The organism is Sulfitobacter sp. M13, from assembly GCF_053474885.1.
The window spans coordinates 2,172,752-2,197,821 of the sequence record NZ_CM130281.1; the positions used below are offsets into that span (position 1 = coordinate 2,172,752).

A 25,070-nucleotide genomic window follows, 5' to 3' on the forward strand; every position below is an offset into this window, starting at 1 on the left:
CGGGCTCGCGGCTACAAGTTATAGAGCAACTGAACGGCAGGGTGCGTCAATCTGTCAATTCTTGACCAAGGGGAAGCCAGCGGGGCTGTCGCAAAACTGTTGCAGTTTCGTTACGCCGTGCGCCGGGCTTCGACCCAAAGGTTCAAATAATTGCCTGCGAAGATAATCGCGCCACCGGTGAAGGCCCAGATATCCAAGGCCTCGGCGTAAACCAGCATCCCGATCACGGCAATCAAAGGCAGGCGGACGAAATCTATCGGCACGACCACCGTCGCGGGCGCAATGGAAAGCGCATTGGTCAAACAGAAATGCGCCAAAAGCCCCGCAATCCCGATCAACAACAGCAATGGCATCTGTGCGGTATCCGGCACCGCAATTTCCCCATCATAGCCGGCCATGACCACCCCAAAAACCAGTTGCGTTACCGTCAGATAGAACAGGATGCAGGTGATTGTCTGCGTACGCGTCAGACGTTTGGTCAACATGATCGTCAGCGCAAAGAAGATCGCCGACGAGGCGGCGGTAATCACCCCCGTGTTCAGGCCGGCGATCGTGGGGCGCGCGACACATAGGATGCCAACAAACCCAAGCACCGCTGCCAAGGCCCGCACTTTGGTCAGCCGTTCGCCAAGGATAAAGGGTGACAGCACGATCACCCAAAGCGGAGACGTGAATTCAAGCGCGAACACCTGCGCCAGCGGGATCACCGTGACCGCGTAAAACCACAGGTTTTGTCCAGTAAAATGCGCCAAATTGCGCCCGATCTGTATCCCGAAGTTACGCCGGTTGATCTGCCCCCACGTGCCGTAGAAACTGGCCAGCGTAAAGACGGTGATCACCCCGACCAGCGATCGGTACATCATAATCTCGAAGGTATCGAGGTGGCCGCCAAGCTCGCGCCCGGCGACCGCCATCGCAGAAAACGATGTGATCGACCCCATCATCCACGAAGCCGCCCTAAGCGTCGGGGTCATGGTCTATTTTCCAAATGGAAAAAAATCCCCGCCGGAGGCATCTTCGTCATGCGGCCGATCACAGCCATTCAGATCATTCCCATTCAATGGTCCCGGGAGGTTTCGACGTGATATCGTAGGTCACACGGTTGATACCGGGGATCTCGTTGATGATCCGCGTCGCTGTCTCGCCCAGGAATTCATGGGTGAACGGATAGTAATCCGCAGTCATCCCGTCGACGGATGTCACCGCGCGCAGTGCACAGGCAAAATCATAAGTCCGGCCATCGCCCATGACACCGACGGTGCGCACGGGCAGGATTGCCACGAAAGCCTGCCAGATATCATCATAAAGCCCGTGTTTGCGGATTTGGTCGATATAGACCGCATCGGCTTCGCGCAGGATGTCCAGCTTTTCGCGGGTGATTTCGCCTGGGCAGCGGATCGCGAGGCCTGGTCCAGGGAAGGGGTGACGACCGATAAACGACGGCGGCAGACCCAGCTCGCGTCCCAGCTCGCGCACTTCGTCCTTAAAGAGTTCGCGCAAAGGTTCGACCAGTTTCAGCCCCATCTTTTCGGGCAGACCGCCGACGTTGTGGTGCGATTTGATCGTGACGGATGGACCGCCCGAAAAGGACACGGATTCAATTACATCGGGGTAAAGTGTACCCTGCGCCAGGAAGGTCGCATCGCCGACGTCTTTGGCGTGTTTCTGGAACACGTCGATGAACAGCTTGCCGATGATCTTGCGCTTGGTTTCCGGGTCCGAGACGCCGTCAAGCTGGCCAAGAAAAAGCTCCTGCTCTTCCGCGTGGATCAGCGGCAACTTATAGTTGTCGCGGAACATGGTCACGACTTCTTCGGCCTCGCCCTTGCGCAGCAGGCCGTGGTCAACAAAGACGCATGTCAGCTGGTCGCCGATGGCTTCGTGAATCAGCACTGCAGCGACAGAGGAATCGACCCCGCCGGACAAACCACAGATGACCTTTTGATCGCCGACCTGTTCGCGGATCGCCGCGATGGCTTCCTCGCGATAGGCGCTCATTGTCCAGTCGCCCTTGAAGCCCGCGAGACGGACAAAGTTTTCGTACAGGCGCGCGCCGTTGGGGGTGTGGTGGACTTCGGGATGGAACTGCACAGCGTAGAAGTTGCGCGAAACGTCACCGGTCACCGCAAAGGGGGCATGCGGCGAAGTGCCATAGACTTCGAAACCGGGGGCGATGGCGCTGACGTGGTCGCCGTGGCTCATCCAGACTTGTTCTTTTTCGGTCAGGAACCAACCCTCAAGCAATTCAAGACGTGCCTCAGAGGGTGTCACATAGGCGCGGCCGAATTCAGCGGTGCCGTGGCCCCGTTCAACCTTGCCGCCCAGACAATGCATCATCACCTGCTGGCCATAGCAAATGCCGAGGATCGGCACGCCAAGGTCGAACACGGATTGCGGTGGCATCGGTGCACCTTCGGCAAAAACCGAAGATGGCCCCCCGGACAGGATCACCGCCTTGGGCGCAAAATCCTTGAGGAAGGCATCATCCACCGTGTTGAACGGGTGGATTTCGCAGAACACATTGAGTTCACGCAAACGGCGGGCGATCAGCTGGGTGACCTGGCTGCCGAAGTCGATGATAAGAAGGCGGTCATGGGAGATATCTGTCATGCAGACTGATTATGGGCGGATGGCCTGCGTGGCAAGAGTGGAGTGGGGGCCAGCCCCCAGACCCCCGGAGTTTATTTCGCAAAATGAACGGGCGGCGGATCAGGATGTCGGTTTTTGACCTCTAAGGCCGTAATCCGCGTAAAGGCAGCTGCGCGAATGGGGTAGCTAGACCTCAGTTTTGGCGAAAAGGAATACCTCATGGCGGAATCAGCAAGACGCGGGCGCGGTGGTGGCGGTGCAGCACGGCGGGCAGCGCGGTCGGCGGTGTCGTTCGAGACAGCAAAGTACATCGAACGCAATATTCCCAACTATGAGGTGCTGACCGAAGAAGCGCTGGAGGTCATTGAATATAATGCCGATACAGTACTGGAAGAAATCGGCGTAAACTTTCCTGACAACCCTGAGGCATTGGCGCTGTGGCGCGAGGCCGGGGCCGATGTGACCGGCGACCGTGTGCGTATTCCACGTGGGCTGGCGCGCGAGCTGTGCAAGACCGCTCCGTCGCAATTTACCCAACATGCCCGCAATCCCGCCCGTAACGTCGAAATCGGCGGGCGCAATCTGGTGCTGGCGCCGGTCTATGGCCCCCCATTTGTGCGCGATACCGCCGGTGGCCGTCGCTATGCAACGATGGATGATTTCAATAAATTCGTGAAGCTGGGCTATATGTCCAAATGGTTACACCATTCTGGCGGCACAGTCTGCGAACCCACGGATGTGCCCGTGAACAAGCGCCATCTGGATATGTTGCACGCGCATATGACGCTGAGCGACAAACCGTTCATGGGGTCGGTGACTGAACCCAGCCGTGCTCAGGATTCGGTGGATATGTGCAAGATCCTGTTCGGGGCCGATTTTGTCGACCAGAACACGGTCATGACATCGCTGGTCAACATCAACTCGCCCCTGACCTTTGATGACGTGATGATGGGGGCGCTCAAGGTTTTTGCCGAGAACAATCAGGCGTCGATCATTTCGCCCTTTATTGTTGGCGGTGCGATGGCGCCGGTTTCCGTCGCCGGGACGCTGACGCAGGTTCTGGCAGAGGTCATGGCCGGCATCGCCTATAGCCAACTGATCCGCAAAGGCGCACCGGTGATCTTTGGGGCGTTTGTGACCTCGATCGACATGAATTCGGGCGCTCCAACCTTTGGGACGCCCGAGGCCGCGCATATCACCTACGGTGCAGGGCAACTGGCGCGGCGGATGAACCTGCCGTTCCGGTCTTCGGGGTCGTTCTGCGGGTCAAAGCTGCCCGATGCGCAAGCCGCGTACGAAACAGCCAACAGCCTGAACATGGGGCTGCTATCGGGTGTGAACTTTATGCTGCACGCCTGCGGCTGGCTGGAAGGCGGACTGGTTGCGTCGTTCGAGAAGTTTGTAATGGACGCCGACCAATTAGGCGCTTTGCACCATCTGGCGCGTGGCGTGCAAATTGATGAAAATGCGCAAGCAATGGACGCGATCCGCGAAGTTGGTCCCGGTGGGCATTATCTGGGCTGCGCCCATACCCAAGCCAACTTTAAGGAAGCGTTCTGGAAATCCGATCTGCTGGACTACAAGCCGTTCGAGACATGGTCGGACGAAGGCGCGCGCGATACGCAAGCACTGGCGGCGGCGCGGGTTGAAAAGCTGTTGGGCGACTATGTGCAGCCCGAGATGGACCCTGATACCCGCGCGGCGCTGGATGCCTTTGTCGCCGACCGCAAGGCAGCCGAACCCGACAGCTTTATGTAGGCGGTCAATCAGGCGCGCTGCGCGGGGTGGCGCGCAAAAGCTCTGCTTCGGCGACGATCGCGATCATGACTTCGATATGACGGACCAGGTTATAGCCTGCGTCCGTCTTTTTACGTCTGGTGTTCAGGTCTGCTTCGATCTCGATCAGTTGAAACAGCGCGACGGCGCTGCGGGGTAGGACGGTGCGCCCAAGAATACGACGCAAGATTGGCCCGCGCCGATACCCCCCTTTGCCAATATTAGCCGCACGAACAAGAATGGCAGGGCGGTGGATGTTGGCGAGCCGCGTTATAATATCTTGCATGATTTCATATCCTTGAATGACCTGAAGCCCCGAATAGACGCGGCCTAACGCACCAAGGATTCCACCCAAACCACGCGTGTTGCGCATCGGGACCACTCGCCGTGCGACGTGGTTACAAGTGTTTACCATTTGGAAACAATTATGGGGTTGGACCACATATATTAACAAATCCATAACCAATTAACCTTTTGCTACTGTGGATAAATCTGTGGATATCCACGCTGCTTTTGGAAAGGACAGTGCATGACGCAAATACTGAATACACGACCAGACGGGACCGGATTGCCGGGATGGGTGCCCGACGCGGCGCGGCATTACCTGTCTCATATAGAGATGGGGCACCCTATTCGGGCGTTAGCGCGATCTGCGGAATGCCATGCCTCGACGATTTTGCGCCAGATCCGTCGGCTGGAAACGCGGCGCGACGATCCGCTGGTGGATGATGCTCTGGATGTTCTGGGGCAGGTCAGCCGCTGTAAAACCCACCCCATGCAGGAGCCCGTTGCGATGAACAACAGTGCACAACCGATGATGCCCGATGATGAAACCCTGACCAGCGAAGCACAGCGGATCTTGCGCCGTTTATGTGAAACCGGTGCCCTGCTTGCTGTTGCTACCGAGATGGACAAAGGCGTCGTGGTGCGCAGCGGGCCTGAGGGCGCGCAGACGCGCACGGCAGTCGTGGATCGCTGCGTGGCCCAAGCGATGGCGTTGAACGGCTGGATCGCCACCGATGGCGAAGGGCGCATCTTGCGCTATCACATCACAGCTGCGGGACGGAACGCGCTAGAGGATATGCTGGCAAAGGCGACGCCAGAGGCATTAGGGACCGGGTTTGGCGAGGATCAGACATCCTTCGCCGCGACACCACCGCCTGCGGGAGCCCTCCAAAAGAACGCGCGGCGATTGCGCTATACGCTGGCGGAAAGCCCCTTGGCTGCCTTGGCCCGCCGTCGCGATGCTCACGGCGCGCCGTTCCTGTCCGATAATCTGGTACAGGCAGGCGAACGCCTGCGTGAAGACTTCGAACTGGCGCAAATGGGCGAGGCCGTGACCCAGAATTGGGACCGGTTTCTGGCACCAGGCGGGCAGGGGGACAGCGTCTCGTTTGAGGGCAGTGCGCCCTCTGCGGCGCGGGCACGCGTCGGATCAGCGCTTGCAGATCTGGGGCCGGGACTGTCGGACATTGTGCTGCGGTGCTGCTGTTACCTTGAGGGATTGGAGACCGCTGAAAAACGCCTTGGCTGGTCTGCGCGATCTGGCAAAATTGTGCTGCGCATTGCGCTTATGCGGTTGCGCAAACATTATGTCGAAACGCTTGGACCCGGCAGCGCCATGATTGGCTGACCAATGGGCTGCAAATCGTGACGACACCCAAGGCTGCCCTGCGCATGAGAACTCCCTCTTTCATGCGCCGCGCGAAGCGACTACATAAGGGGCGTATTCCCAACGGAGCCTGATCATGCGAGACCTGAAAATCCCCGAGCAGCGCCACCCTGAAAAGGCCCGACGCCCCGATAATCCACAGCCGAAAAAGCCGTCGTGGATTCGGGTAAAGGCACCGGGTGGCAAGGGGTATGCAGATACCGCCAAGATCATGCGCGAGAACAAACTGGTCACGGTTTGCGAAGAAGCAGGCTGCCCTAACGTCGGCGAATGCTGGTCGCAAGGCCACGCCACCATGATGATCATGGGTGAGGTTTGCACCCGCGCCTGCACCTTCTGCAACATCGCCACGGGGCGCCCGCCAGAAGCGCTTGATATCTTCGAGCCCGGGCGCGTCGCCGATGCGGTGTCAAAATTAGGGCTGAACCATGTGGTCATCACCAGCGTCGACCGCGACGATATCGAAGACGGCGGGGCAGAGCATTTCGCACAAACCATCCGCGCCGTGCGCAAACGGTCGCCGGGCACGACGATCGAGATTCTCACACCCGATTTCATCCGCTGTGACCCAAAGGTGCTTGAAACCGTGGTCGAGGCGCGGCCGGACGTGTTTAACCACAATCTGGAAACGGTCCCCGGCCTGTACCCCGAAGTCCGCCCCGGTGCGCGGTACTTCCATTCGCTGCGTTTGTTGCAACGGGTGAAGGAGCTCGACCCGACCATGTTCACCAAATCCGGCATCATGGTGGGCTTGGGCGAAAACCGTCAGTCCGTGATGCAGGTTATGGAAGACATGCGCGCGGCAGATATAGATTTTCTGACCATTGGGCAGTATTTGCAGCCGACGCCAAAGCACCACGCAGTAGACCGGTTTGTGCACCCTGACGAATTCGCCGCCTATGAAAAATCGGCCTACGGCAAGGGGTTCTTGATGGTGTCTGCGACGCCGTTAACACGGTCCAGCTATCACGCGGGCGACGACTTTGCGCGGTTACAGGCAGCGCGACTGGCAAAGCTGGGTTGAAGATAAGGGGCGCTGCCCCTCAAACTCAAAAACCATAATGAGGGGCGCTGCCCCTCAAACTCCCCGGGATTTTTTGCCATTTGGAAAAGTCAGAAGGGTTTCTTGATGCGTTCGGTTGTGGCCCATTCGGGCCAGTAGCCAAAGTATTCCGCGCCAAAGATCAACGCGCCGGCCAGTACAACCGCAAAGACAAACTTGACGCGACTGGCCGAGGGCGGATTTTGCACCCAACGTCTCATGCGCATCAGCCATGCGATGTTCATGTGAAGCGGACCTTGCCGATAAACGGCTGGTTGCGGTCGCGCTGTGCGTAATCGATGCCATACCCCACGACAAATTCATCGGGAATTTCAAAGCCGATCCAGTCGGCCTTCATGTCCACCTCGCGGCGGCTGGGTTTGTCGAGCAATGCGATGGTTTTCAGCCGCGCAGGTTCACGCGACAGCAGCAGATTGCGTACGTGATGCAAGGTGTGACCCGTGTCCACGATATCTTCGACGACCAATACGTCACGACCTTCAATTGCGCCGCGTAAGTCTTTGAGAATACGGACTTCCCGCGTGCTTTCCATACCATCGCCATAGCTGGACGCTTCTAGGAAATCGACTTCGATGGGCAGGTTTAGTTCGCGCACAAGATCAGCGATGAATACGAAGGACCCGCGCAGCAAACCGACAACTGTCAGCTTTTCAGTGCCTTCGAATTCGGTCTGAATTTCACGGCACAGGGTTTCGATCCGTGCGGCAATTGCCTTGGCCGAGATCATTTCGTCGATGACATATGGTCGCGTTGTCATTGGTTTTACCTTGAAAAAGGAGGAGTTAAGATTTCATAAGGGCTAACTTCATGACAGATGGAAATCAATGCCTACCCATTCAGAGACCCGCGAGCTGCCGTATACCGCCCAACAGATGTATGATCTGGTGGCCGATGTGGCGTCATACCCCGATTTTTTACCTTGGACCGCCGCCGCGCGGATTAAAAGCCGCGAGGACATGGGCGATCACGAGGTGATGGACGCCGATCTTGTCATCAGTTTCAAGGTGTTTCGTGAACGGTTCACCAGCCGCGTTGTCCTGTGGCCAGAGGCCAGAAAGATCGACACAGAATATCTGGACGGCCCGTTCAAGTATATGAAGTCGAACTGGGGGTTCGAGGACATCGGCGACGACAAATGCAAGATACATTTCTTTGTCGATTTCGAATTCAAGAATGCGATTTTGCAAAAGATCATCGGCGTCGTATTTAACGAGGCGATGCAGCGGGTGGTGCGCGCATTCGAGAAACGCGCCGCTGTGCTATATGGCGCGGGGGCATAGCGCCGCCTGAAACGACAAAGGCCCCAAGAAGGGGCCTTTGCGTGTGTTTGTTCGATTTGGGTTAGCTGCTTAGATCATAGGCGCGTTCACCGTGGACCGACAGATCGAGCCCGTTGACCTCAACCTCTTTGCTGACCCGCAATGGCGTGATCGCCTTGCAGACCAGCACCAGCACGACCGTCACCACCGTGGTATAGACCCCAACAATTGCCAGCGACCCCAGCTGCGCGGTCCACGTGCCTGCACCAAGTGCAGCGATCATGATGGTGCCAAAGATACCACCGACCCCGTGCACAGCGAAGACATCGAGCGTGTCGTCGATTTTGACCTTGTTGCGGATAAGCACGACGGCTTCTTGACACAGGATACCGGCGACAGCGCCGATCAGCAGGGCTGCCCACGGGCCGACGAATCCGGACGCCGGCGTGATTGATGCAAGGCCCGCAATGGTACCTGTGACGATGCCCACCAGAGACGCTTTGCCGAACTTGATCCGCTCCCACAGTGCCCATGTCAGCGACGCCGTCGCGGCAGAGATGTGGGTCACGGTGATTGCCATCGCGGCCCCGCCGTCTGCCGCCAGTTGCGAGCCACCATTAAAGCCGAACCAGCCGACCCACAGCATCGCCGCACCAATCATCACAAAGCCAGGGTTATGAGGCGGCGTGTTGTGGTTCAAACGTGGGCCGAGGAAAACGGCAAGGATCAACGCGGCAAGACCGGCTGTCTCATGCACGACGATGCCACCTGCAAAATCGCGCACGCCGACCTCGCCAAAGATACCGCCATCCGCAAGAAAGCCTCCGCCCCAAATCCAGTGCACCACCGGCGCATAGCACAGCAGCATCCACAGGCCCGAAAACAGCATCACAAAACCAAAGCCGATGCGTTCAACATAAGCGCCGACGATCAGCGCTGGTGTGATGATCGCAAAGGTCATCTGGAAGGCAAAAAACAGGATCTCGGGCAGGGTGCCAGACAGGCTTTCTGCGGTGACGCCCGACAGGCCGATCTTGCCCAAACCACCCCAGATACCCGAGGTGTCCGGTCCAAACGCGATGGAGTAGCCGGCAAAGAACCACAGCACGCTCATCAAACAAGCGACGCCGTAGCAATGCATAAACACGCTCAGCACGTTGCGGCTGCGCACGAGCCCGCCATAGAACAGGGCCAGTCCCGGTAATGTCATGAACAGGACCAAGGCCGTGGCCGTCATGATCCATGCCGTATCAGCTGCGTTCATCTTGGTTTCCTCCCGAAAGGTTTTAGGTTGCAAACGGGTGAAACGGATGTGCGCGTCGGAAAAAAGTTAAAAAGCGGGCAAAGCCGGTGATTAAACGGGCGTTTCTATATTCGCCACAAATATAGGCAGATAATCCGCAGTGTCGCTCAAATTATGGGCGTTATGCAATCGCTGCAAAAACCAGCTTTAGGGCGTAATTACGGGCAGCAAGACGAACGCTATCGCGGCCCAAGGCACCGAACTCTTGAGTGTGGGTGGTGATGCCTGCCGCGGATGCGAGGCCGAAACACACCCGACCTTCGGGCTTATGCTCTGACCCGCCGGGGCCTGCGATACCGGTGATAGAGACGGCAATCTGAGCCCCTGATCGTGCCAGCGCACCCCGCGCCATCTCTAACGCGACTTGCTCCGATACCGCACCGTGGACGTCCAGCGTCGCGGCGCTGACGCCCAGCAAGTCGATTTTGGCGGCATTCGTATAGGTGACAAAACCCCGGTCAAAGATCGCCGATGATCCGGGCAATTCGGTCAGCGCGGCAGCGACCATGCCGCCGGTGCAGCTTTCAGCACAAGCGATCATGACGCCACGGTCGCGGGCGCGGTCCAGAAGGGCGCGCAGATCAGGCAAAGAGATACACGTGATACAGCACCGCCAGTGCAATCACCCCGAGCAGCGCGAAGATGCCTGCAAAGATATCGTCCAGCATGACCCCAAGCGCATCGCCGCGCCGGTCGGCCCAGCCGATGACCAGCGGCTTCCAGATATCGAACAGACGGAACAGCACAAACGCTGCAATCCAGCCTGGCCACATCACAAGGATATTCATGTCCATGGTCCAGCTTGCATAGCTCAGTGGCAGCAGCGCGACCCACTGGCCGGCGACCTCGTCGATCACAATCTCGGACGGGTCATGGTCGGTGCTGCCTGCGGTCATCTGCGCAGTGGCCCACCAGCCTGCTGCAAATGTGAGGATCACGCCCGCAATCAGCAATGGCAGCCCGCCGATCACATGCAGCAGCCACGCCCAAGGCAGCGCCACAAGCGAGCCCCAAGTGCCTGACGCGGGGCGGATATAGCCAACCCCCAGAACGGTCGCGATCAGCTTTGCCAAAGTCATAGTTTCACCAATGTTGCTGTGGCCATGCAGGCGATGCCTTCGCCGCGGCCGGTAAATCCCAAACGTTCGGAAGTGGTTGCCTTGACCGAAACGCGGTTTTCTTCAAGCGACAGTATATCGGCCATGACGCGGCGCATCTCTGCGGCATGAGGCCCCACTTTGGGATATTCACAGATCAGCGTGCAATCGACATGGGTCAGGGTGAATCCTTCGCTGCGCGCCAGATCGGCGGCATGACGCAAGAAGATGTGGCTTTGCGCGCCTTTCCATTGCGGGTCAGACGGGGGGAAGTGCTGGCCGATGTCCCCCATAGCCAGCGCACCATAGATCGCATCGGTGACAGTATGCATGCCAACATCAGCGTCCGAGTGTCCCACAAGCCCTTGATCATGCGGAATTTCGACGCCGCAAAGGGTCACATGATCCCCCGGACCAAAGGCGTGTACGTCGAACCCGTTGCCGGTGCGAATATCCATCGAAGACTCCAATATACGGGCGGCGCGGGACAAATCACCCGGCACCGTGATTTTCAGGTTATCCACGCTGCCAAGGGTGATGGCAACCGCAACACCCGCGGCGCGGGCGACTTCGACATCATCGGCGGCGACACCTTTGAACGCGGCATGAGCGGCGCGGATTGTGGCAGCGTCGAAGCCTTGGGGGGTTTGCGCGGCATAAAGCGCCGTGCGGTCCTGCGTGCCTGCAACGGCACCGTCTTCGGCGACCCAAAGCGCGTCTGTGACAGGCAGACCCGGCGCGGCGGCAGCATGCGTGGCCAGCGCGTCGATCACGCCGTCGATAACATGCGGCGTGACACAGGGGCGGGCGGCATCGTGGATCAGCACCAGATCGGCATCCCCCAGCAACGCCAGCCCGTTGCGGACTGATGCTGCGCGATCTGCGCCACCTTCGGCCACAAGGCAGCCTTGCGCGGTAAACCTATCAGCCTGCGCCATGTCACCGGCGCTCAGAACGATGATGATCCGCTCGATCTTGGGATGCCTCTGAAATGCGGTCAGCGTGTGGTCGATCACACGTTTACCACACAGCGGCTGCCACTGCTTTGGCACTGCGCCACCCGCACGTGTGCCCCGTCCGGCAGCCACGATGAGAGCTGCGATTTTCGGTGTCGACGCCATCGTCCACTCCCTTGGATAAACTAGCCCCGTTCTAAGCAGGGAAAGCTGCCGGCGCAATCGGCTGCACTATGTGATTAAATTTTAGGCAATAGGTCAGTTTTTCACCGGCCAGAGCTGCTGGTTTGATTGAGTTCCCACCCTTGGCTCGGTACACCAAAGGCAACTGCACAAGGATTAAGCGTTTGGATCTCTCGGATCTGCCTTTCAAACTCGACCCGCCGGTTCTGCTGGCCCCGATGGCGGGGATCACCGATTTGCCGTTTCGCAATCTGGTGGCGTCCTTCGGCGCAGGGCTTGTGGTGTCTGAGATGGTCGCCAGCGTCGATATGATCAATGCCCGCCCCGGTGCGCTGGAAAAGGCTGAACTGGGTCTGGGCGTAGAAGGGACTGCCGTGCAACTGGCGGGCCGCGAAGCCGCGCCAATGGCCGAAGCCGCGCGCATGGTCGAAGGGCAGGGTGCGCGGGTGATCGACATCAATATGGGCTGTCCGGCCAAAAAAGTGACGCAAGGCTTTTCCGGCTCTGCGCTGATGAAAACGCCCGACCACGCGCTGCGCCTGATCGAAGCGGTCGTGAATGCCGTCAAGGTGCCCGTCACGCTCAAGACGCGGTTGGGTTGGGACGACGACATGCTTAACGCGCCGCAGATCGCTGCGCGGGCCGAAGAAGCGGGGATCACCATGATCACCATCCACGGGCGCACACGTTGCCAGTTCTATAAGGGTGCCGCCGATTGGGCTGCCATTGCGGGCGTCAAGCAGGCGGTCAGTATTCCGGTTATCGCCAATGGTGACATTATCAGCACCGCTGCCGCGCGTCAGGCGCTGGCGCAATCGGGTGCCGACGGTGTCATGATCGGGCGTGGAGCCCAAGGCAAACCATGGCTGCTGGCACAGGTCGCCCATGAACTGTTCGGCGCACCCGCGCCGGTGATCCCGCAGGGGGCCGATTTCGCGCGCATGGTAGCCGACCACTACGAGGCGATTATTCAGTTCTACGGAGAGGTCATCGGCCTGCGCGTCGCGCGCAAGCATCTGGGTTGGTACATGGACACCAGCAACACGCCCGCCGATCTGCGCCGTGCCATGTTGACCGCATCCAGCCCCGCCGATGTGCACCGTCTTATTCCGTCCGCTTGCTTGCCGGACCACCAGTTGGAGGCCGCCTGATGTCGCTGGATGCCGTCTTTGCATCGCTACCCGTGCCCGCCATTTTGATCGACATCGATGACACGATCGCCGAGCTGAACTCCGAAGCCGAAGGGTTTTTGAACGCCTCTGCCAAATCCGTGCGCGGCGTGCCGGTCTGGGACATGATTGCCGTCGATGCCCCGCTGGAAGAGGCGTTCACCCGCGCCCGAGAGAATGGCACGCCCTTGTTCGTGAATGATGTGGATGTCGGCAGCGGTCAGCGCCCGCCGGTGCAATGTGCGCTGCATTTTGCGCCGCTGATCGATGCCGCGGGGCAGATGATCCTGATGATCACCCCACGCGAGATGGCCGGACGCATGACGCAGAACAATTCTGTCAAATCCGCCGCCAAATCCGCCATTGGCATGGCCGAGATGCTGGCCCACGAGATCAAGAACCCGCTGGCGGGGATCACGGGTGCCGCGCAATTGCTCAGCATGAACCTGAGCACCGAGGATCTGGAGCTGACCGATCTGATCGTCGCGGAATCGCGCCGCATCGTGAAGCTGCTGGAGCAGGTCGAACAGTTCGGCAACCTGATGCCGCCGGAGCGCAAGGCTGTGAACCTGCATGATGCGCTTGATCGTGCGCGCCGTTCCGCGTTGTTGGGGTTTGGCGCGCGGATGAAGATCATCGAGGATTATGACCCCTCGCTGCCGCCGGCCTTGGGCGACAAGGACCAGCTGTTGCAGGTCGTGCTGAACCTGATCAAGAACGCGTCAGAGGCAGCGGGCCCGTCGGGCGGCACGATCCGGCTGCACAGCTATTACGAACATTCCTTCCGCCTGCGGCGCTCTGACGGGACGGCACAGTCGCTGCCGCTGCAGATCGAGGTGATTGATGACGGCCCCGGCCTGCCCGAAGCGATCCGCGCCGATGTCTTTGAACCCTTTGTGTCGGGGCGCGAGAACGGCACCGGTCTGGGGTTGGCGCTGGTGAGCAAGATCATTTCCGACCACGGCGGCTGGATCACGGTAGATTCGGTTCCCGGCAAGACCGTGTTCCGCATTTCGCTGCCGCGGGCCGACAAGACCCAAATTGAAAATACAGCTTCCGAACAGGAGAGATAACAGATGGATGGCACAGTTCTGGTTGCTGACGACGACCGCACAATTCGCACCGTTCTGACACAGGCACTGACCCGCGCAGGCTGCAAGGTGCACGCGACATCCAGCCTGACGACCCTGATGCGTTGGGTGGGCGAAGGCAAAGGCGATGTGGTCATCTCGGATGTGGTCATGCCTGACGGCAACGGGCTCGAGATGCTGCCAAAGATTGCACAGGACCGTCCCGGCCTGCCTGTGATCGTGATCTCGGCGCAGAACACGATCATGACCGCGATCAAGGCAGCAGAGGCCGAGGCCTATGACTATCTACCCAAGCCTTTCGATCTGCCTGACCTGATGAAACGTACGGCCCGCGCGCTTGAGCGCAGTGGCCCGACGCGGCGTCCGGCGCAGACAAGCTCTGACACCGATGGGGACCGCGATGATCTGCCGCTGGTGGGGCGCACGCCGGTGATGCAAGCGCTGTACCGCGTCGTGGCGCGGGTGATGAACACCGATCTACCGGTCCTGATCTGGGGTGAATCCGGTACAGGCAAGTCGCTGATCGGCAAGGCTATCCACGATTTTTCCGACCGGCGGAACCTGCCGTTTGTCACCGTGACCTCGGCCGATTTGCAAGACATCGAGGGCCCAATGCGCGCGCTGGCACGGGTGCGCGGCGGGACACTGTTGATCGACGAGATCGGCGATTTCCCAGAGGAACTTCAGGCGCGTATCGCGCGGATGATGGATTCTCCCGGTGAACATGCGCCGCGTTTTCTTGCGACCAGCCAGTCCGACATGGCCGCCGCAATGAAAGCGGGTACGCTGCGCCGCGACCTGTACTACCGTCTTTCGGGCGCAACGCTGCATGTCCCTGCGCTGCGTGACCGGGTAGATGACATTGCCTTGCTCGCCGCGCATTTTCTTGAACGGTCTGAAACCGGCAATTCCGCGCCACGTGCCCTGTCTGAAGGGGCGGAAAAAGTCTTTGCCAACTATCAATGGCCCGGCAACGTACGCCAGCTGGAACACGCGATGCGCCAACTGGCGCTGACCAGCCGTGCACCAGAGATCACCCAAACCGAGGCAGAGCAAGTTCTGGGGGCCCAGCCCGATCCCGAACCCCTGCGCGCGCAGGCCAATACCGAAAAGCTCGGGGCGTCCGTAGAGCGGCATTTGCAACGGTATTTCGATCAGCACGGATCAATGCTGCCGCCCCCCGGCCTTTACGCCCGTATTTTGCGCGAAATTGAAGCGCCCTTGATCGAGATTGCACTGGCCGCAACCGCAGGTAATCAGGCGAAATGTGCCGACTTGTTGGGAATCAACCGTAATACATTGAGAAAAAAGATCACCGATCTCGATATTGAGGTGACACGCGGTCGGAAAATGATGTAAAAGCGCCACATAACCGTGGCCATCTAGCCTCAAGGCTGGATCAGGATCACATAAATGGGCGGTTGATGCATTCGTGCATCACATCATCGGTGAGGATAGCGGGTGCTTACCCGGTCACGCAGCTATTATCTTATGCGGCTTGAGCGCCTGCGCCGGATCCGGCGCGTGCGCAATTTGGCGACCCTGGGGCTTGTGGTTCTGGGGCCGGTGCTTGCGCTTGTCACCTATCTGGTGCTTGGGCCCCTTGAACAGGGCGGCAATACCCCAAGCCTGCGCATCATTCTGCTGATTGATCTGGTCTATATCCTGCTGGTCGCAGCGCTTGTTCTAAGCGAGGTCGCGCGGTTGATCGCGGCACGTCGGGCGAAATCCGCAGGATCGCGGCTACACCTTCGGCTGACCGGCGTGTTCGCGTTGATGGCGTTGATCCCGACGGTCAGCGTCGCGGTTTTTGCGGGGCTGACGATCAATGTCGGGCTCGAGGGGTGGTTCTCGGATCGGGTTCGGTCTGTGGTGGGGAACTCTCTTGCTGCCGCCGAAGCCTACGAGAACGAGCAAAGCGATGATCTGCGGGAGGATGCGATAGCACTTGCTCGTGCGATTGATCAGGCCCGCAATCAGGGTGTTGATGTGCCCGATACGCAGCTTTTGGCGGATGGGCAGCGCCTGATCCAGCGGGGTCTGCGCGAGGCCTATATGATCGACGGCACCGGCGAGATCCGCGCGCGCGGCGACCGGTCCTATCTGTTTGATTTCGAACAACCGACGCCCGAACAGATCCGCGAGGCACAGGCGCTGGACGGTGCACCACTGGTGATCGAGGACTGGGCCAACAATGAATTCCGCGCACTGGTCGTGATGGATGCCTTCGTCGATCGCTACCTCTATGTCAGCCGCGACGTGGACGGAAAAATCCTGTCACTCCTTGATGATACCAAGGAAACCGTACGGCTGTACCAACAGCTTGAAAACGAACGCGGCAAGCTGCTTTTTGAATTCGGGCTGCTTTACGTAGGGTTTGCGGTGATCCTTATTCTGGCGTCGATCTGGCTGGGGCTCTGGTTCGCTGAACGTCTTTCGGGCCCCGTTGGCCGTTTGACGGGGGCGGCACAGCAGGTTGGTGCCGGTGATCTTGAGGTGCAGGTACGCGAGGAAGACGGCGATGACGAGATCGCGATGCTGGGGCGCTATTTCAACCAGATGACCAAGCAGCTTAAAGGCCAGCGTGAAACCTTGCTCGACAACACGCGCCAGATTGAACGCCGCCGCCGCTTGTTTGATTCGGTGCTCAGCTCGGTCACTTCGGGTGTTGTGGGTCTGGACCCTGAAGGGCGGGTCGCCTTTGTGAACCGGTCCGCCGCGCGGCTACTGGACTGGAGCGAGGACCAGCAATCGTTCGCGCTTTCTGTCGCGGTGCCTGAATTCGGGTCGTTGTTCAACACCGTGGTGACCGGTCAGAACGAGGTCGCGCAGAGCGAGATCAAAGTCTCGCGTCAGGGGCAGATGGAAAACCTGCTGGTCCGCGTCGCCACCCGTCGCAGTGAGGACGGTCGGCTGGAGGGCTATGTTGTGGCCTTTGACGATGTGACCGATCTGGTCAGCGCGCAGCGTATGGCGGCGTGGGGCGACGTGGCGCGCAGGATCGCACACGAGATCAAGAACCCGCTGACCCCGATCCAGTTGAGCGCAGAGCGGATCCAGCGCAAGTTCGGCCCCAAGCTGCCTGACGATGCCGCGAGCCTCGAGCAACTCACTGGCGTGATCATCCGACAGACCGGCGATTTGCGGCGCATCGTCGACGAATTCTCGAAATTTGCGCGCATGCCAGAGCCCGAGACATCGGTGCAAAACGTGGTTCAGGTGCTGCGGGATGCGGTCGTGCTACAGCAGTCCGGCCAGCCAGATGTCACCATCAGCGCCAATCTGCCGACGCAGGACGTCTTGGCGCGCATTGATCAGACAATGCTGTCGCAAGCCTTGACAAATTTAATTAAGAATGCGGGCGAAGCCATTGAAAGCCGTCATGAAAAAGACGCTGACGCAGAGATTGAGCCGCGGATCAATGTGCAGTTGACCACCAGCCAAACAGCGCTACAAATTACCATAGCGGACAATGGCATCGGATTGCCTGAAGACCGCGCACGACTGTTCGAGCCATATGTCACCACCCGCTCCGAAGGGACTGGTCTTGGCTTGTCCATCGTGAAAAAGATCATTGAAGAACACGGCGGGACACTATCGTTGGAAAACGCACCGGTCTTTGCGGGCGAAACACATTTCGGCGCAATGGCGGTCATCACGCTCCCCCTTGCTGCCCCCACCGGAACACCAGAACTGGAGACCCATAATGAGTGACATTCTGATCGTTGACGACGAGCGCGACATTCGCGAGTTGATTTCGGACATTCTGGAGGACGAAGGTTTTGTCACGCGACTGGCGGGCAATTCGGACGACGCGATCGCGGCGATCAATGCCGAACCGCCTGCGCTAATGATCCTTGATATCTGGCTAAAGGACAGCCGGATGGACGGAATCGATATTCTGAAAACAGTAAAACGGGACAATCCTGATGTGCCCGTTGTCATCATCTCGGGGCATGGGAATATTGAAATTGCGGTCGCGGCGATCAAGCAGGGTGCCTATGACTTCATCGAAAAACCCTTTAATATTGATCAGCTGATGGTGGTGATCCGCCGCGCGATGGAGACCTCTCGCTTGCGCCGCGAAAACCAGAGCCTCAAGCGGCGCGAGGTGGTGAGCACCGATATGATCGGCAGCTCGACCTCATTTAAGACCCTCATGGGGCAGCTCGATAAAGTTACCAAATCCAACGGCCGCGTCATGTTGCGCGGGCCTGCGGGCGCGGGCAAGGAAATCGCCGCGCGCTATATCCACGCCAATTCCAACCGCGCTTCGGCACCGTTTGTTACCGTCAATTGCGCCAGCGTTGCGCCGGACCGGATGGAAGAAGTGCTGTTTGGGCGCGAAACCCCCGAACGCGGCGTCGAACCTGGTCTGCTTGAACAGGCGCATGGCGGTGTGATCTTCTTTGACGAGGTCGCCGATCTACCGCTTGGGACGCAATCGAAAATCCTGCGGGTGCTGGTGGATCAGCAGTTCACACGCGTCGGAGGCAACGACAAGGTCCGCGTTGATCTACGCGTTATATCCAGCACAAGCAAAGACTTGGATGCCGCAATCAAGGAAGACACATTCCGTCAAGAACTCTTTCACCGGCTGAATGTCGTGCCGATCTCGGTCCCGTCGCTGGAAGAACGTCGCGATGATATTCCGGTCTTGGCCCGCCATTTCATCGCCGATTTCAACACCTCGCAGGGTCTGCCGCTGCGTGAATTCTCTGGTGATGCTGAAGCCCTTTTGCAGACCATGGTCTGGCCTGGCAACGTGCGCCAACTCAAGAACCTTGTGGAACGCGTGCTCATCCTTGGCGATGGGACTGGCCCGATTGAGGCGCGCGAACTGCCGGGCGAAGAAGAGACCACCGACGACGAAGGGCGTGTCGTCTTGTCGGGGGCCTTGGCCACTTTGCCGCTGCGTGAAGCCCGCGAAGCGTTTGAACGCGAATATCTGCTCACCCAGATCAACCGTTTCGGCGGCAACATCAGCCGCACGGCCAATTTCGTCGGAATGGAGCGATCTGCCCTACACCGCAAGCTCAAGAGCCTCGGGGTGGTGACCTCTGCCAAGTCAGGCACGCGGGTGGCGCATGTGGATGATGACGGGGCCAGCGAAGGCTGACCCCCGTGGCTTAGCCTTGGGTCACGATCTGAAAGCTACCGTCGCCGTTGCGGATCACGCAAGACTTGACGTTCAGCGCGGGCAGGGCGGTGGTGCGCCCTACTGGCGCGGATTTGGCGATGCCTGCAGGGCATTGCGGGATCGACACCGGCGCAAAGCCCGCGTCTGCCATGCACTGTGTTTCGACCCGTTTGCGCAGATCGGCACCTGGGTCCACCGTATAGGTTTGACCCGGTTCAAAATATCCCGTGCGGGTATAGCAGCGACCGTCAGACCGGCAGATCTGGCGCGGCGGGATAAAACGCGGCGGGGTGCGTAGGGTCTGTAGTGCCACCGGCACCTTCGCCAGGGCATCGACCTGGCATTGTGTTGTCTGCCGGTCAACCATCGCGACAGAGGCCCCGGGTTTGTAGTAGGTATTTAGCGGTGCGCAGGCCGCCAGTGCCACGCCACCCCATATGATCAATGCAGCTTTGCGCATCAGTTGACTCCTTCACACTATGGCGCAACTCTGACATTTGAATTGACCCTTGCATAGCCATCTGTCATTCAAATCACTGGCATATCACGGGTCACGCGGGCACGCTCAGCTGGTGACGCAAGGCAAGGCTTTACGCCAAAGGAACCCCATTTATGAAAGTGATCATTTGCGGCGCAGGGCAGGTCGGGTGGCAGATCGCCCGCCATCTTTCGGGCGAGCGCAACGACGTCACGATCGTTGACAGCAACGCCGATCTTGTGCGCCGCGCGACGGATACGCTGGACGTGCAAGGGATCGCGGGGTTTGCAAGCTATCCCGACGTGCTCGACCGTGCGGGGGCGCGCGACGCCGAGATGATCATCGCTGCGACACACTCGGACGAAGTCAATATGGTCACCTGTCAGGTGGCGCATTCGGTCTTTGGCATCAACCGCAAGATCGCACGCCTGCGCAGCCAATCCTATCTGACGGCGATCTATTCGGACCTTTACCGCCGCGACCACATGCCGATCGATGTTGTGATCTCGCCTGAAAAAGAGGTCGCGAATGCAGCGCTGCAACGGCTGTCCGCGCCGGCGGCCTTTGATACTGAAACCTTTATGGACGGTATGGCGCAATTGCTCGGCATCCAGATCGACGAGGACTGTCCGGTCGTGAACACGCCGCTGCGCCAATTGACCGACCTGTTTTCCACGCTGCGCGCGGTTGTGGTTGGCGTGCGCCGGGACGGCACGCTGTTTGCGCCTGAATCAAAAGACCAGCTGTTTGTCGGCGATGCCTGCTACGTCTTTTGTCACCGTGACGACATCCCGCGTACGCTCGAGATTTTTGGCAAGAAAACCAGCAAACTTGAGCGCGTCGTGCTGGTGGGTGGGGGCAATGTCGGGCTGGCCGTCGCACAAAACCTCGAAACACGCGGCAAGCGCGTCCGCACCAAGATGATCGAAAAGAACCGCCGCATTGCAGAACGGGCCGCCGAAGCATTGGAACGGACCATCGTCTTGAACGGCGATGGCCTTGATGCGTCTTTGTTGGCCGAAGCCGGCATTGGCCGTGCCGATGCGATGATGGCGATCACCGATGATGATAAAACCAACATGCTGGCCTGTGTGCGCGCCAAATCCGAAGGCTGCCCCTATGTCATCGCGCTGATCAACGACCCGACGCTGGTCCCCCTAATGGAACCCTTGGGCATCGACGCATATATCAACCCCCGCTCGACCACCGTCAGCTCTATTCTGCGCCACATCCGTCATGGTCGCGTGCGGTCGGTCTATTCCATCGGTGACGCCGAGGCCGAGGTGATCGAAGCCGAGGTACTTTCGACCTCTCCGATTGCGGGCAAGCGGGTGTCTGATATTGATTTCCCCGAAGGTGCGCTGATGGGCATGGTCCGCAAGGGCGACGAAGTGATGCGCCCGCTTGGCACGACCCGCATCGAAGAAGGCGACGTCATCGCTGTGTTCTGTCTGGCTAAAGACGTGCCGCAGGTCGAACAGCTGATGCAGGTCTCGATCGACTTTTTCTGATGGCACCTGCGCCCATATCACCGGAGCGCCGCACGTGAGACGCAAATCCTATATCCGCCGCGAGATCCTCGAGCTGCCGCTGTTCCTGCTGATCTTTGGCGTGTTCAGCGCCTCGACGATCTTTCCGGCGATCTTTGCCCTGTCCACGCAGGACCATCTGGCCGCGCGGGCATTTTTCTATTCGGGGCTGCTTGGCGTGACCGTCTTTACCCTGATCGCGGTTGCCCATGCCGGACGGCGCGCACGTCACGGGGCCTTGGGGCCGCTGATGTCGCTGTTTTCCAGCTTTGTGTTTTTACCCGCGCTTCTCGCGATACCCTTCCTCGAAGCCTTGCCAACGACGCGATTTTTGCACGCTTATTTCGATATGGTAAGCTCGATCACCACCACCGGAGCATCCTTGTTCGACGATCCGGGCCGGATCAGCGACACGCTTCATCTGTGGCGCGCGCAGGTCGCATGGATGGGAGGGCTGCTGATGTGGATCGCGGCCTCGGCGATTCTGGCTCCTTTGCACCTTGGCGGATTCGAGGTCACCTCGCAGGCCGAACCGGGGAACCCGGACGAGCGGCGCAGCAACATGGGCCAGATCGCGCCGCGCCAACGGCTGCTGCGGGCGGCTGGCGCGTTGACGCCCACATATTGCGCTTTGACGTTGATGCTGTGGGTGCTGCTGCTGGCCAATGGCGACCGGTCGTTGGTGGCGCTGTGCCACGCGATGTCGGTGCTTGCGACCTCGGGCATATCGCCCTTGGGCGGCACCCATGACACCGGCGTCGGCTTTGGGTCCGAAGCAATGATGATGCTGTTTATGCTGTTCGCGCTGTCGCGGCTGACCTTTTCAAAGGATACGGTGACGGCAACCCAAGGCGGTCTTTTCACCGACCCCGAATTTCGCATCGGCCTGGCGTTGATCCTTGGCGTCCCTGCGCTTCTTTTCGTGCGGCATTTCCTGGGGGCGTTCGATGTAGACGCAAGTGCCGAAGCGCTTGAAACCGGTAGCGCGTTCTGGGGGGCGATGTTCACGGTAACCTCGTTCCTGACGACCACCGGATTTGTCAGCGCATCCTGGGCCGAGGCCCAAAGCTGGTCGGGGCTCGAAACACCGGGGCTGATCCTGATGGGGCTGGCGCTGATCGGGGGCGGGGTGGCGACCACCGCGGGCGGGGTCAAACTGCTGCGGGTCTTTGCGCTTTATCGCAACGGTGTGCGCGAAATGGAGCGCTTGGTCCATCCGCACTCTGTTTCCGGAGCCGGACAGGCGGGGCGGCGGCTGCAAAGCAACGGGGCGTTTATCGCTTGGATCTTCTTCATGCTCTTTGCCTTGTCGCTCGCGGCGGTGACCTTGCTTCTGACCTTTGTGGGTGCGCCTTTTGCCGACGCGCTGGTCATGTCGGTGGCGACGCTTTCCACCACAGGCCCGTTAATGGAATTCGCCGCCGATGCGCCGATCGAGCTGATCCAGCTCGGAGACGGGGCCAAAATCATCCTATGTGCGGCAATGGTCCTGGGGCGCCTCGAAACTTTGGCTATTATTGCGCTGCTGACCCCTGATTTGTGGCGCACATGACACGCAAGGTAGCTTTGCGCGCAACAGTTCTGACATTTTGGGGTGGAAACTCCCTTCACAGGTCTTCATAGTCTTTCGAAGGGGGGACCGATCCGCGGTTGCCAGCAAGAATAACAGCAAGAACAAGAGCGAGACCAACAATGGCGGCTGACCGACAAAACCTGCAAGACGCATTCCTGAACCATGTGCGCAAGACAAAGGTGCCGGTAACGATTTTCTTGATTAACGGCGTGAAGCTGCAAGGCGTTATCACGTGGTTTGACAATTTCTGTGTTCTGCTACGCCGCGATGGCCAATCGCAGCTTGTTTACAAACACGCGATTTCTACGATCATGCCAAGCACGCCAATCTCACTATACGAGGGTGAAGACGCTAATTGAGCCGACCTCCATTTCAAATTGATGACACCGCAGGCCCGAAGCGTACCCGGGCTTGGGTGATTCACCCTGACATCAAGTCAGACAACGACCGCCGCGTTGCAGAGCCCGCCTTGGCAGAAGCCGTGGCACTGGCGCATGCCTTGCCGCATCTGGATGTCGAAGGGGCGAATATCGTGCCCCTGCGCACCGTGAGCGCGGGCATGCTGTTCGGCTCCGGTAAAATCGAAGAGCTCAAGAACATCTTTGAAGAGGCTGAAGTTGACCTTGTTTTGGTCGACGGGCCCGTCACGCCTGTGCAGCAGCGCAACCTTGAAAAGGCGTGGAACGTTAAACTGCTGGATCGTACCGGTCTCATCCTCGAGATTTTCAGCGACCGTGCGGCGACCCGCGAGGGTGTCTTGCAGGTCGAGATGGCAGCATTGAACTATCAGCGTACGCGGTTGGTCCGCGCCTGGACCCACCTTGAACGTCAACGTGGTGGTTTGGGCTTTGTCGGCGGCCCCGGCGAAACCCAGATTGAATCTGACCGTCGCGCCATTGACGAACAGCTTGTGCGTTTGCGCCGTCAGCTGGACAAGGTCGTCAAAACCCGCGCCCTGCACCGTGCCGCGCGGGCCAAGGTGCCGTTCCCGATTGTCGCGCTTGTCGGCTATACCAACGCCGGTAAATCGACGCTTTTCAATCGCATGACCGGCGCCGAGGTGATGGCCAAGGACATGCTTTTTGCCACGCTGGACCCGACGATGCGCAGCCTTGTGTTGCCCGATGGGCCAGAGATTATCCTCAGCGATACCGTGGGCTTTATCTCTGACCTGCCGACCGAACTGGTCGCGGCCTTCCGCGCGACGCTGGAAGAGGTGCTTGCCGCGGATATCATCTGCCACGTGCGCGACATTTCTCATGCCGAAAGCGAGAGCCAGGCCCAGAACGTGCGGGATATTCTGACGTCATTGGGCGTGCCCAAAGACACCCGTAGTTTTGAAGTTTGGAACAAGCTTGACCAGCTCGATGACGACCGCGCCGACGCCGTGCGCGCCCGTGCGCAACGTGATGACAGCGTGCTTGCCATTTCTGCCATCACGGGCGAGGGGCTGGACGAGCTGCAAGCGGTCATCGCCGAAGCGCTTCAGGGGGCCGTACGCGAGGCAGAGCTGACGCTGGCCTTTTCCGATGGCAAGAAGCGCGCGTGGCTGTTCGAACAGGACGTCGTGATCGAGGAAACCCAGACCGAAGACGGGTTCAATTTGATCGTACGCTGGTCCGCGCAACAAGAAGCGCAATACCAACGCCTTTGACCGCCGACCAAATTTCAGCAAAAAGCGCCCGCAAAATTCGCATTTTTCGGGCGCTGCCGCATATCAAAGGGTACCGTTGATTTTTCAGGAGCACCCGATGAGCTTGATCATCCTTTATGTACTGACCTTTGCGATTTTTCTGGCGCTCGATTTTCTGGGGCTCAGCTATCTGATCAAACCGGTTTTTAGCCGCGATATCGGTCCTTTGTTGCTTGATCAGTTCCGGCTTCTGCCCGCCTTTGTATTCTATGCTTTCTACATCGCGGTGCTGCTGTATTTCGTCAGCTGGCCAGCGATGACCCAAGATAAATCGCTGCTGTGGGTGTTCGGTAATGCCGCGCTGATCGGCGCGTTGGGGTATGGCACCTATGAGTTCACCAACCTTGCCACGTTGAAAGACTGGACGGCCCAGATGGTGGCGACGGATTTCACGTGGGGGGTGGTGCTGACCGGCACCTCTGCCACGCTCGGGGTGTGGGCCACGCGGGTGTTTTCCTGACGTACCGGCGCAAAGGTTAAGTGAGGGGCCAGCCCCCCG

24 protein-coding genes are annotated in these 25,070 nt (G+C 59.2%); 14 read left to right on the plus strand and 10 right to left on the minus strand.

The window, feature by feature from the left end; translation table 11 throughout:
* Positions 1–110: 110 nt before the first annotated feature.
* Both ACVBAU_RS10415 and guaA read right to left on the minus strand, forming a co-directional pair.
* Positions 111–974, minus strand: a complete 864-nt coding sequence (locus ACVBAU_RS10415) for a DMT family transporter (RefSeq protein ID WP_448326191.1) — start codon at positions 972–974, stop codon at positions 111–113.
* Between the two features lie 73 nt (positions 975–1,047).
* The gene (gene guaA, locus ACVBAU_RS10420; protein ID WP_138923340.1) at positions 1,048–2,610 is read right to left on the minus strand and encodes a glutamine-hydrolyzing GMP synthase; all 1,563 of its coding nucleotides are present in this window, start codon (positions 2,608–2,610) and stop codon (positions 1,048–1,050) included.
* 198 nt (positions 2,611–2,808) lie between these two features.
* Here guaA and ACVBAU_RS10425 point away from each other — a divergent pair, with 198 nt between their 5' ends.
* On the plus strand, positions 2,809–4,347 hold the full coding sequence (locus ACVBAU_RS10425; RefSeq protein WP_138923339.1) for a trimethylamine methyltransferase family protein: 1,539 nt from the start codon (positions 2,809–2,811) through the stop codon (positions 4,345–4,347).
* A 4-nt stretch (positions 4,348–4,351) separates the two neighbouring features.
* Here ACVBAU_RS10425 and ACVBAU_RS10430 read toward each other — a convergent pair whose 3' ends face one another.
* A complete protein-coding gene (locus ACVBAU_RS10430) occupies positions 4,352–4,651 on the minus strand; it encodes a DUF6477 family protein (protein WP_138923338.1) in 300 nt (99 codons plus the stop codon).
* Between the two features lie 243 nt (positions 4,652–4,894).
* Here ACVBAU_RS10430 and ACVBAU_RS10435 point away from each other — a divergent pair, with 243 nt between their 5' ends.
* A complete protein-coding gene (locus tag ACVBAU_RS10435; RefSeq protein ID WP_448326194.1) occupies positions 4,895–5,998 on the plus strand; it encodes a DUF6456 domain-containing protein in 1,104 nt (367 codons plus the stop codon).
* 115 nt (positions 5,999–6,113) lie between these two features.
* Positions 6,114–7,061, plus strand: coding sequence for a lipoyl synthase (lipA, locus tag ACVBAU_RS10440; RefSeq protein ID WP_093732216.1), 948 nt, complete (start codon positions 6,114–6,116; stop codon positions 7,059–7,061).
* An 89-nt stretch (positions 7,062–7,150) separates the two neighbouring features.
* On the opposite strand, the gene ACVBAU_RS10445 is transcribed toward lipA, so the two are convergent.
* Together ACVBAU_RS10445 and hpt are read right to left on the minus strand one after the other, a co-directional pair.
* Positions 7,151–7,324: a hypothetical protein gene (locus tag ACVBAU_RS10445; RefSeq protein WP_167354508.1), complete on the minus strand. Its 174-nt coding sequence runs from the start codon at positions 7,322–7,324 to the stop codon at positions 7,151–7,153.
* Positions 7,321–7,857: a hypoxanthine phosphoribosyltransferase gene (gene hpt, locus ACVBAU_RS10450; RefSeq protein WP_093732217.1), complete on the minus strand. Its 537-nt coding sequence runs from the start codon at positions 7,855–7,857 to the stop codon at positions 7,321–7,323. Before hpt ends, ACVBAU_RS10445 begins: the two co-directional genes overlap by 4 nt.
* A 67-nt stretch (positions 7,858–7,924) precedes the next feature.
* On the opposite strand from hpt, the gene ACVBAU_RS10455 reads away from it, so the two are divergent.
* Positions 7,925–8,380: a type II toxin-antitoxin system RatA family toxin gene (locus ACVBAU_RS10455; RefSeq protein ID WP_448326196.1), complete on the plus strand. Its 456-nt coding sequence runs from the start codon at positions 7,925–7,927 to the stop codon at positions 8,378–8,380.
* Positions 8,381–8,441: 61 nt separating this feature from the next.
* On the opposite strand, the gene ACVBAU_RS10460 is transcribed toward ACVBAU_RS10455, so the two are convergent.
* From ACVBAU_RS10460 to ACVBAU_RS10475, 4 genes are all read right to left on the minus strand, one after another.
* Complete coding sequence (locus ACVBAU_RS10460) at positions 8,442–9,623, minus strand: ammonium transporter (RefSeq protein WP_273099183.1); 1,182 nt, start codon at positions 9,621–9,623, stop codon at positions 8,442–8,444.
* A 160-nt stretch (positions 9,624–9,783) separates the two neighbouring features.
* Complete coding sequence (locus ACVBAU_RS10465; protein WP_138923334.1) at positions 9,784–10,251, minus strand: CinA family protein; 468 nt, start codon at positions 10,249–10,251, stop codon at positions 9,784–9,786.
* Positions 10,244–10,741, minus strand: coding sequence for a phosphatidylglycerophosphatase A family protein (locus tag ACVBAU_RS10470; protein ID WP_138923333.1), 498 nt, complete (start codon positions 10,739–10,741; stop codon positions 10,244–10,246). Before ACVBAU_RS10470 ends, ACVBAU_RS10465 begins: the two co-directional genes overlap by 8 nt.
* Positions 10,738–11,880 carry a bifunctional 2-C-methyl-D-erythritol 4-phosphate cytidylyltransferase/2-C-methyl-D-erythritol 2,4-cyclodiphosphate synthase gene (locus tag ACVBAU_RS10475; RefSeq protein WP_448326199.1) on the minus strand — a complete coding sequence of 381 codons (1,143 nt, stop codon included), beginning with the start codon at positions 11,878–11,880 and terminating at the stop codon, positions 10,738–10,740. The genes ACVBAU_RS10470 and ACVBAU_RS10475 overlap by 4 nt, the downstream gene beginning before the upstream one ends.
* Positions 11,881–12,062: 182 nt before the next feature.
* Between ACVBAU_RS10475 and dusB the strand changes: the two genes are divergently transcribed.
* The 5 genes from dusB (at position 12,063) to ntrX (ending at position 19,277) form a co-directional block, all read left to right on the plus strand.
* A complete protein-coding gene (dusB, locus tag ACVBAU_RS10480) occupies positions 12,063–13,049 on the plus strand; it encodes a tRNA dihydrouridine synthase DusB (RefSeq protein WP_138923331.1) in 987 nt (328 codons plus the stop codon).
* Complete coding sequence (locus ACVBAU_RS10485; protein ID WP_335744025.1) at positions 13,049–14,140, plus strand: two-component system sensor histidine kinase NtrB; 1,092 nt, start codon at positions 13,049–13,051, stop codon at positions 14,138–14,140. Before dusB ends, ACVBAU_RS10485 begins: the two co-directional genes overlap by 1 nt.
* Positions 14,141–14,143: 3 nt before the next feature.
* Positions 14,144–15,517 carry a response regulator gene (locus ACVBAU_RS10490; protein ID WP_335744026.1) on the plus strand — a complete coding sequence of 458 codons (1,374 nt, stop codon included), beginning with the start codon at positions 14,144–14,146 and terminating at the stop codon, positions 15,515–15,517.
* 132 nt (positions 15,518–15,649) lie between these two features.
* Positions 15,650–17,872 (plus strand): ATP-binding protein, encoded by a 2,223-nt coding sequence (locus ACVBAU_RS10495; protein WP_448328967.1) that lies wholly within the window; start codon positions 15,650–15,652, stop codon positions 17,870–17,872.
* Positions 17,865–19,277: a nitrogen assimilation response regulator NtrX gene (gene ntrX / locus ACVBAU_RS10500; protein WP_138923328.1), complete on the plus strand. Its 1,413-nt coding sequence runs from the start codon at positions 17,865–17,867 to the stop codon at positions 19,275–19,277. Before ACVBAU_RS10495 ends, ntrX begins: the two co-directional genes overlap by 8 nt.
* Positions 19,278–19,287: 10 nt before the next feature.
* Here the strand turns inward: ntrX and ACVBAU_RS10505 are convergent, their stop codons facing one another.
* Positions 19,288–19,758: a hypothetical protein gene (locus tag ACVBAU_RS10505; protein ID WP_448326203.1), complete on the minus strand. Its 471-nt coding sequence runs from the start codon at positions 19,756–19,758 to the stop codon at positions 19,288–19,290.
* 152 nt (positions 19,759–19,910) lie between these two features.
* Between ACVBAU_RS10505 and trkA the strand changes: the two genes are divergently transcribed.
* From trkA to ACVBAU_RS10530, 5 genes are all read left to right on the plus strand, one after another.
* The gene (trkA, locus tag ACVBAU_RS10510) at positions 19,911–21,287 is read left to right on the plus strand and encodes a Trk system potassium transporter TrkA (RefSeq protein WP_138923326.1); all 1,377 of its coding nucleotides are present in this window, start codon (positions 19,911–19,913) and stop codon (positions 21,285–21,287) included.
* A gap of 34 nt (positions 21,288–21,321) precedes the next feature.
* On the plus strand, positions 21,322–22,857 hold the full coding sequence (locus ACVBAU_RS10515) for a TrkH family potassium uptake protein (RefSeq protein WP_448326206.1): 1,536 nt from the start codon (positions 21,322–21,324) through the stop codon (positions 22,855–22,857).
* 140 nt (positions 22,858–22,997) lie between these two features.
* Complete coding sequence (gene hfq / locus ACVBAU_RS10520; RefSeq protein WP_005853497.1) at positions 22,998–23,237, plus strand: RNA chaperone Hfq; 240 nt, start codon at positions 22,998–23,000, stop codon at positions 23,235–23,237.
* A complete protein-coding gene (gene hflX / locus ACVBAU_RS10525) occupies positions 23,234–24,532 on the plus strand; it encodes a GTPase HflX (RefSeq protein WP_448326208.1) in 1,299 nt (432 codons plus the stop codon). Before hfq ends, hflX begins: the two co-directional genes overlap by 4 nt.
* Positions 24,533–24,629: 97 nt before the next feature.
* A complete protein-coding gene (locus ACVBAU_RS10530; protein ID WP_138923323.1) occupies positions 24,630–25,031 on the plus strand; it encodes a DUF2177 family protein in 402 nt (133 codons plus the stop codon).
* The last annotated feature ends 39 nt before the right edge of the window (positions 25,032–25,070 follow it).

What these genes read in the sequence shown, in the direction of transcription:
- ACVBAU_RS10455 (WP_448326196.1), top strand. Translation starts at nt 7,925, where the DNA reads ATGCCTACCCATTCAGAGACCCGCGAGCTGCCGTATACCGCCCAACAG.
- trkA (WP_138923326.1), top strand. Translation starts at nt 19,911, where the DNA reads ATGAAAGTGATCATTTGCGGCGCAGGGCAGGTCGGGTGGCAGATCGCC.
- ACVBAU_RS10505 (WP_448326203.1), bottom strand. Translation starts at nt 19,758, where the DNA reads ATGCGCAAAGCTGCATTGATCATATGGGGTGGCGTGGCACTGGCGGCC.
- ACVBAU_RS10495 (WP_448328967.1), top strand. Translation starts at nt 15,650, where the DNA reads ATGCGGCTTGAGCGCCTGCGCCGGATCCGGCGCGTGCGCAATTTGGCG.
- ACVBAU_RS10415 (WP_448326191.1), bottom strand. Translation starts at nt 974, where the DNA reads ATGACCCCGACGCTTAGGGCGGCTTCGTGGATGATGGGGTCGATCACA.
- ACVBAU_RS10425 (WP_138923339.1), top strand. Translation starts at nt 2,809, where the DNA reads ATGGCGGAATCAGCAAGACGCGGGCGCGGTGGTGGCGGTGCAGCACGG.
- ntrX (WP_138923328.1), top strand. Translation starts at nt 17,865, where the DNA reads ATGAGTGACATTCTGATCGTTGACGACGAGCGCGACATTCGCGAGTTG.
- ACVBAU_RS10475 (WP_448326199.1), bottom strand. Translation starts at nt 11,880, where the DNA reads ATGGCGTCGACACCGAAAATCGCAGCTCTCATCGTGGCTGCCGGACGG.
- hpt (WP_093732217.1), bottom strand. Translation starts at nt 7,857, where the DNA reads ATGACAACGCGACCATATGTCATCGACGAAATGATCTCGGCCAAGGCA.
- guaA (WP_138923340.1), bottom strand. Translation starts at nt 2,610, where the DNA reads ATGACAGATATCTCCCATGACCGCCTTCTTATCATCGACTTCGGCAGC.
- ACVBAU_RS10470 (WP_138923333.1), bottom strand. Translation starts at nt 10,741, where the DNA reads ATGACTTTGGCAAAGCTGATCGCGACCGTTCTGGGGGTTGGCTATATC.
- ACVBAU_RS10460 (WP_273099183.1), bottom strand. Translation starts at nt 9,623, where the DNA reads ATGAACGCAGCTGATACGGCATGGATCATGACGGCCACGGCCTTGGTC.
- hfq (WP_005853497.1), top strand. Translation starts at nt 22,998, where the DNA reads ATGGCGGCTGACCGACAAAACCTGCAAGACGCATTCCTGAACCATGTG.
- ACVBAU_RS10530 (WP_138923323.1), top strand. Translation starts at nt 24,630, where the DNA reads ATGAGCTTGATCATCCTTTATGTACTGACCTTTGCGATTTTTCTGGCG.
- lipA (WP_093732216.1), top strand. Translation starts at nt 6,114, where the DNA reads ATGCGAGACCTGAAAATCCCCGAGCAGCGCCACCCTGAAAAGGCCCGA.
- ACVBAU_RS10490 (WP_335744026.1), top strand. Translation starts at nt 14,144, where the DNA reads ATGGATGGCACAGTTCTGGTTGCTGACGACGACCGCACAATTCGCACC.
- ACVBAU_RS10435 (WP_448326194.1), top strand. Translation starts at nt 4,895, where the DNA reads ATGACGCAAATACTGAATACACGACCAGACGGGACCGGATTGCCGGGA.
- ACVBAU_RS10430 (WP_138923338.1), bottom strand. Translation starts at nt 4,651, where the DNA reads ATGCAAGATATTATAACGCGGCTCGCCAACATCCACCGCCCTGCCATT.
- ACVBAU_RS10485 (WP_335744025.1), top strand. Translation starts at nt 13,049, where the DNA reads ATGTCGCTGGATGCCGTCTTTGCATCGCTACCCGTGCCCGCCATTTTG.
- ACVBAU_RS10445 (WP_167354508.1), bottom strand. Translation starts at nt 7,324, where the DNA reads ATGAACATCGCATGGCTGATGCGCATGAGACGTTGGGTGCAAAATCCG.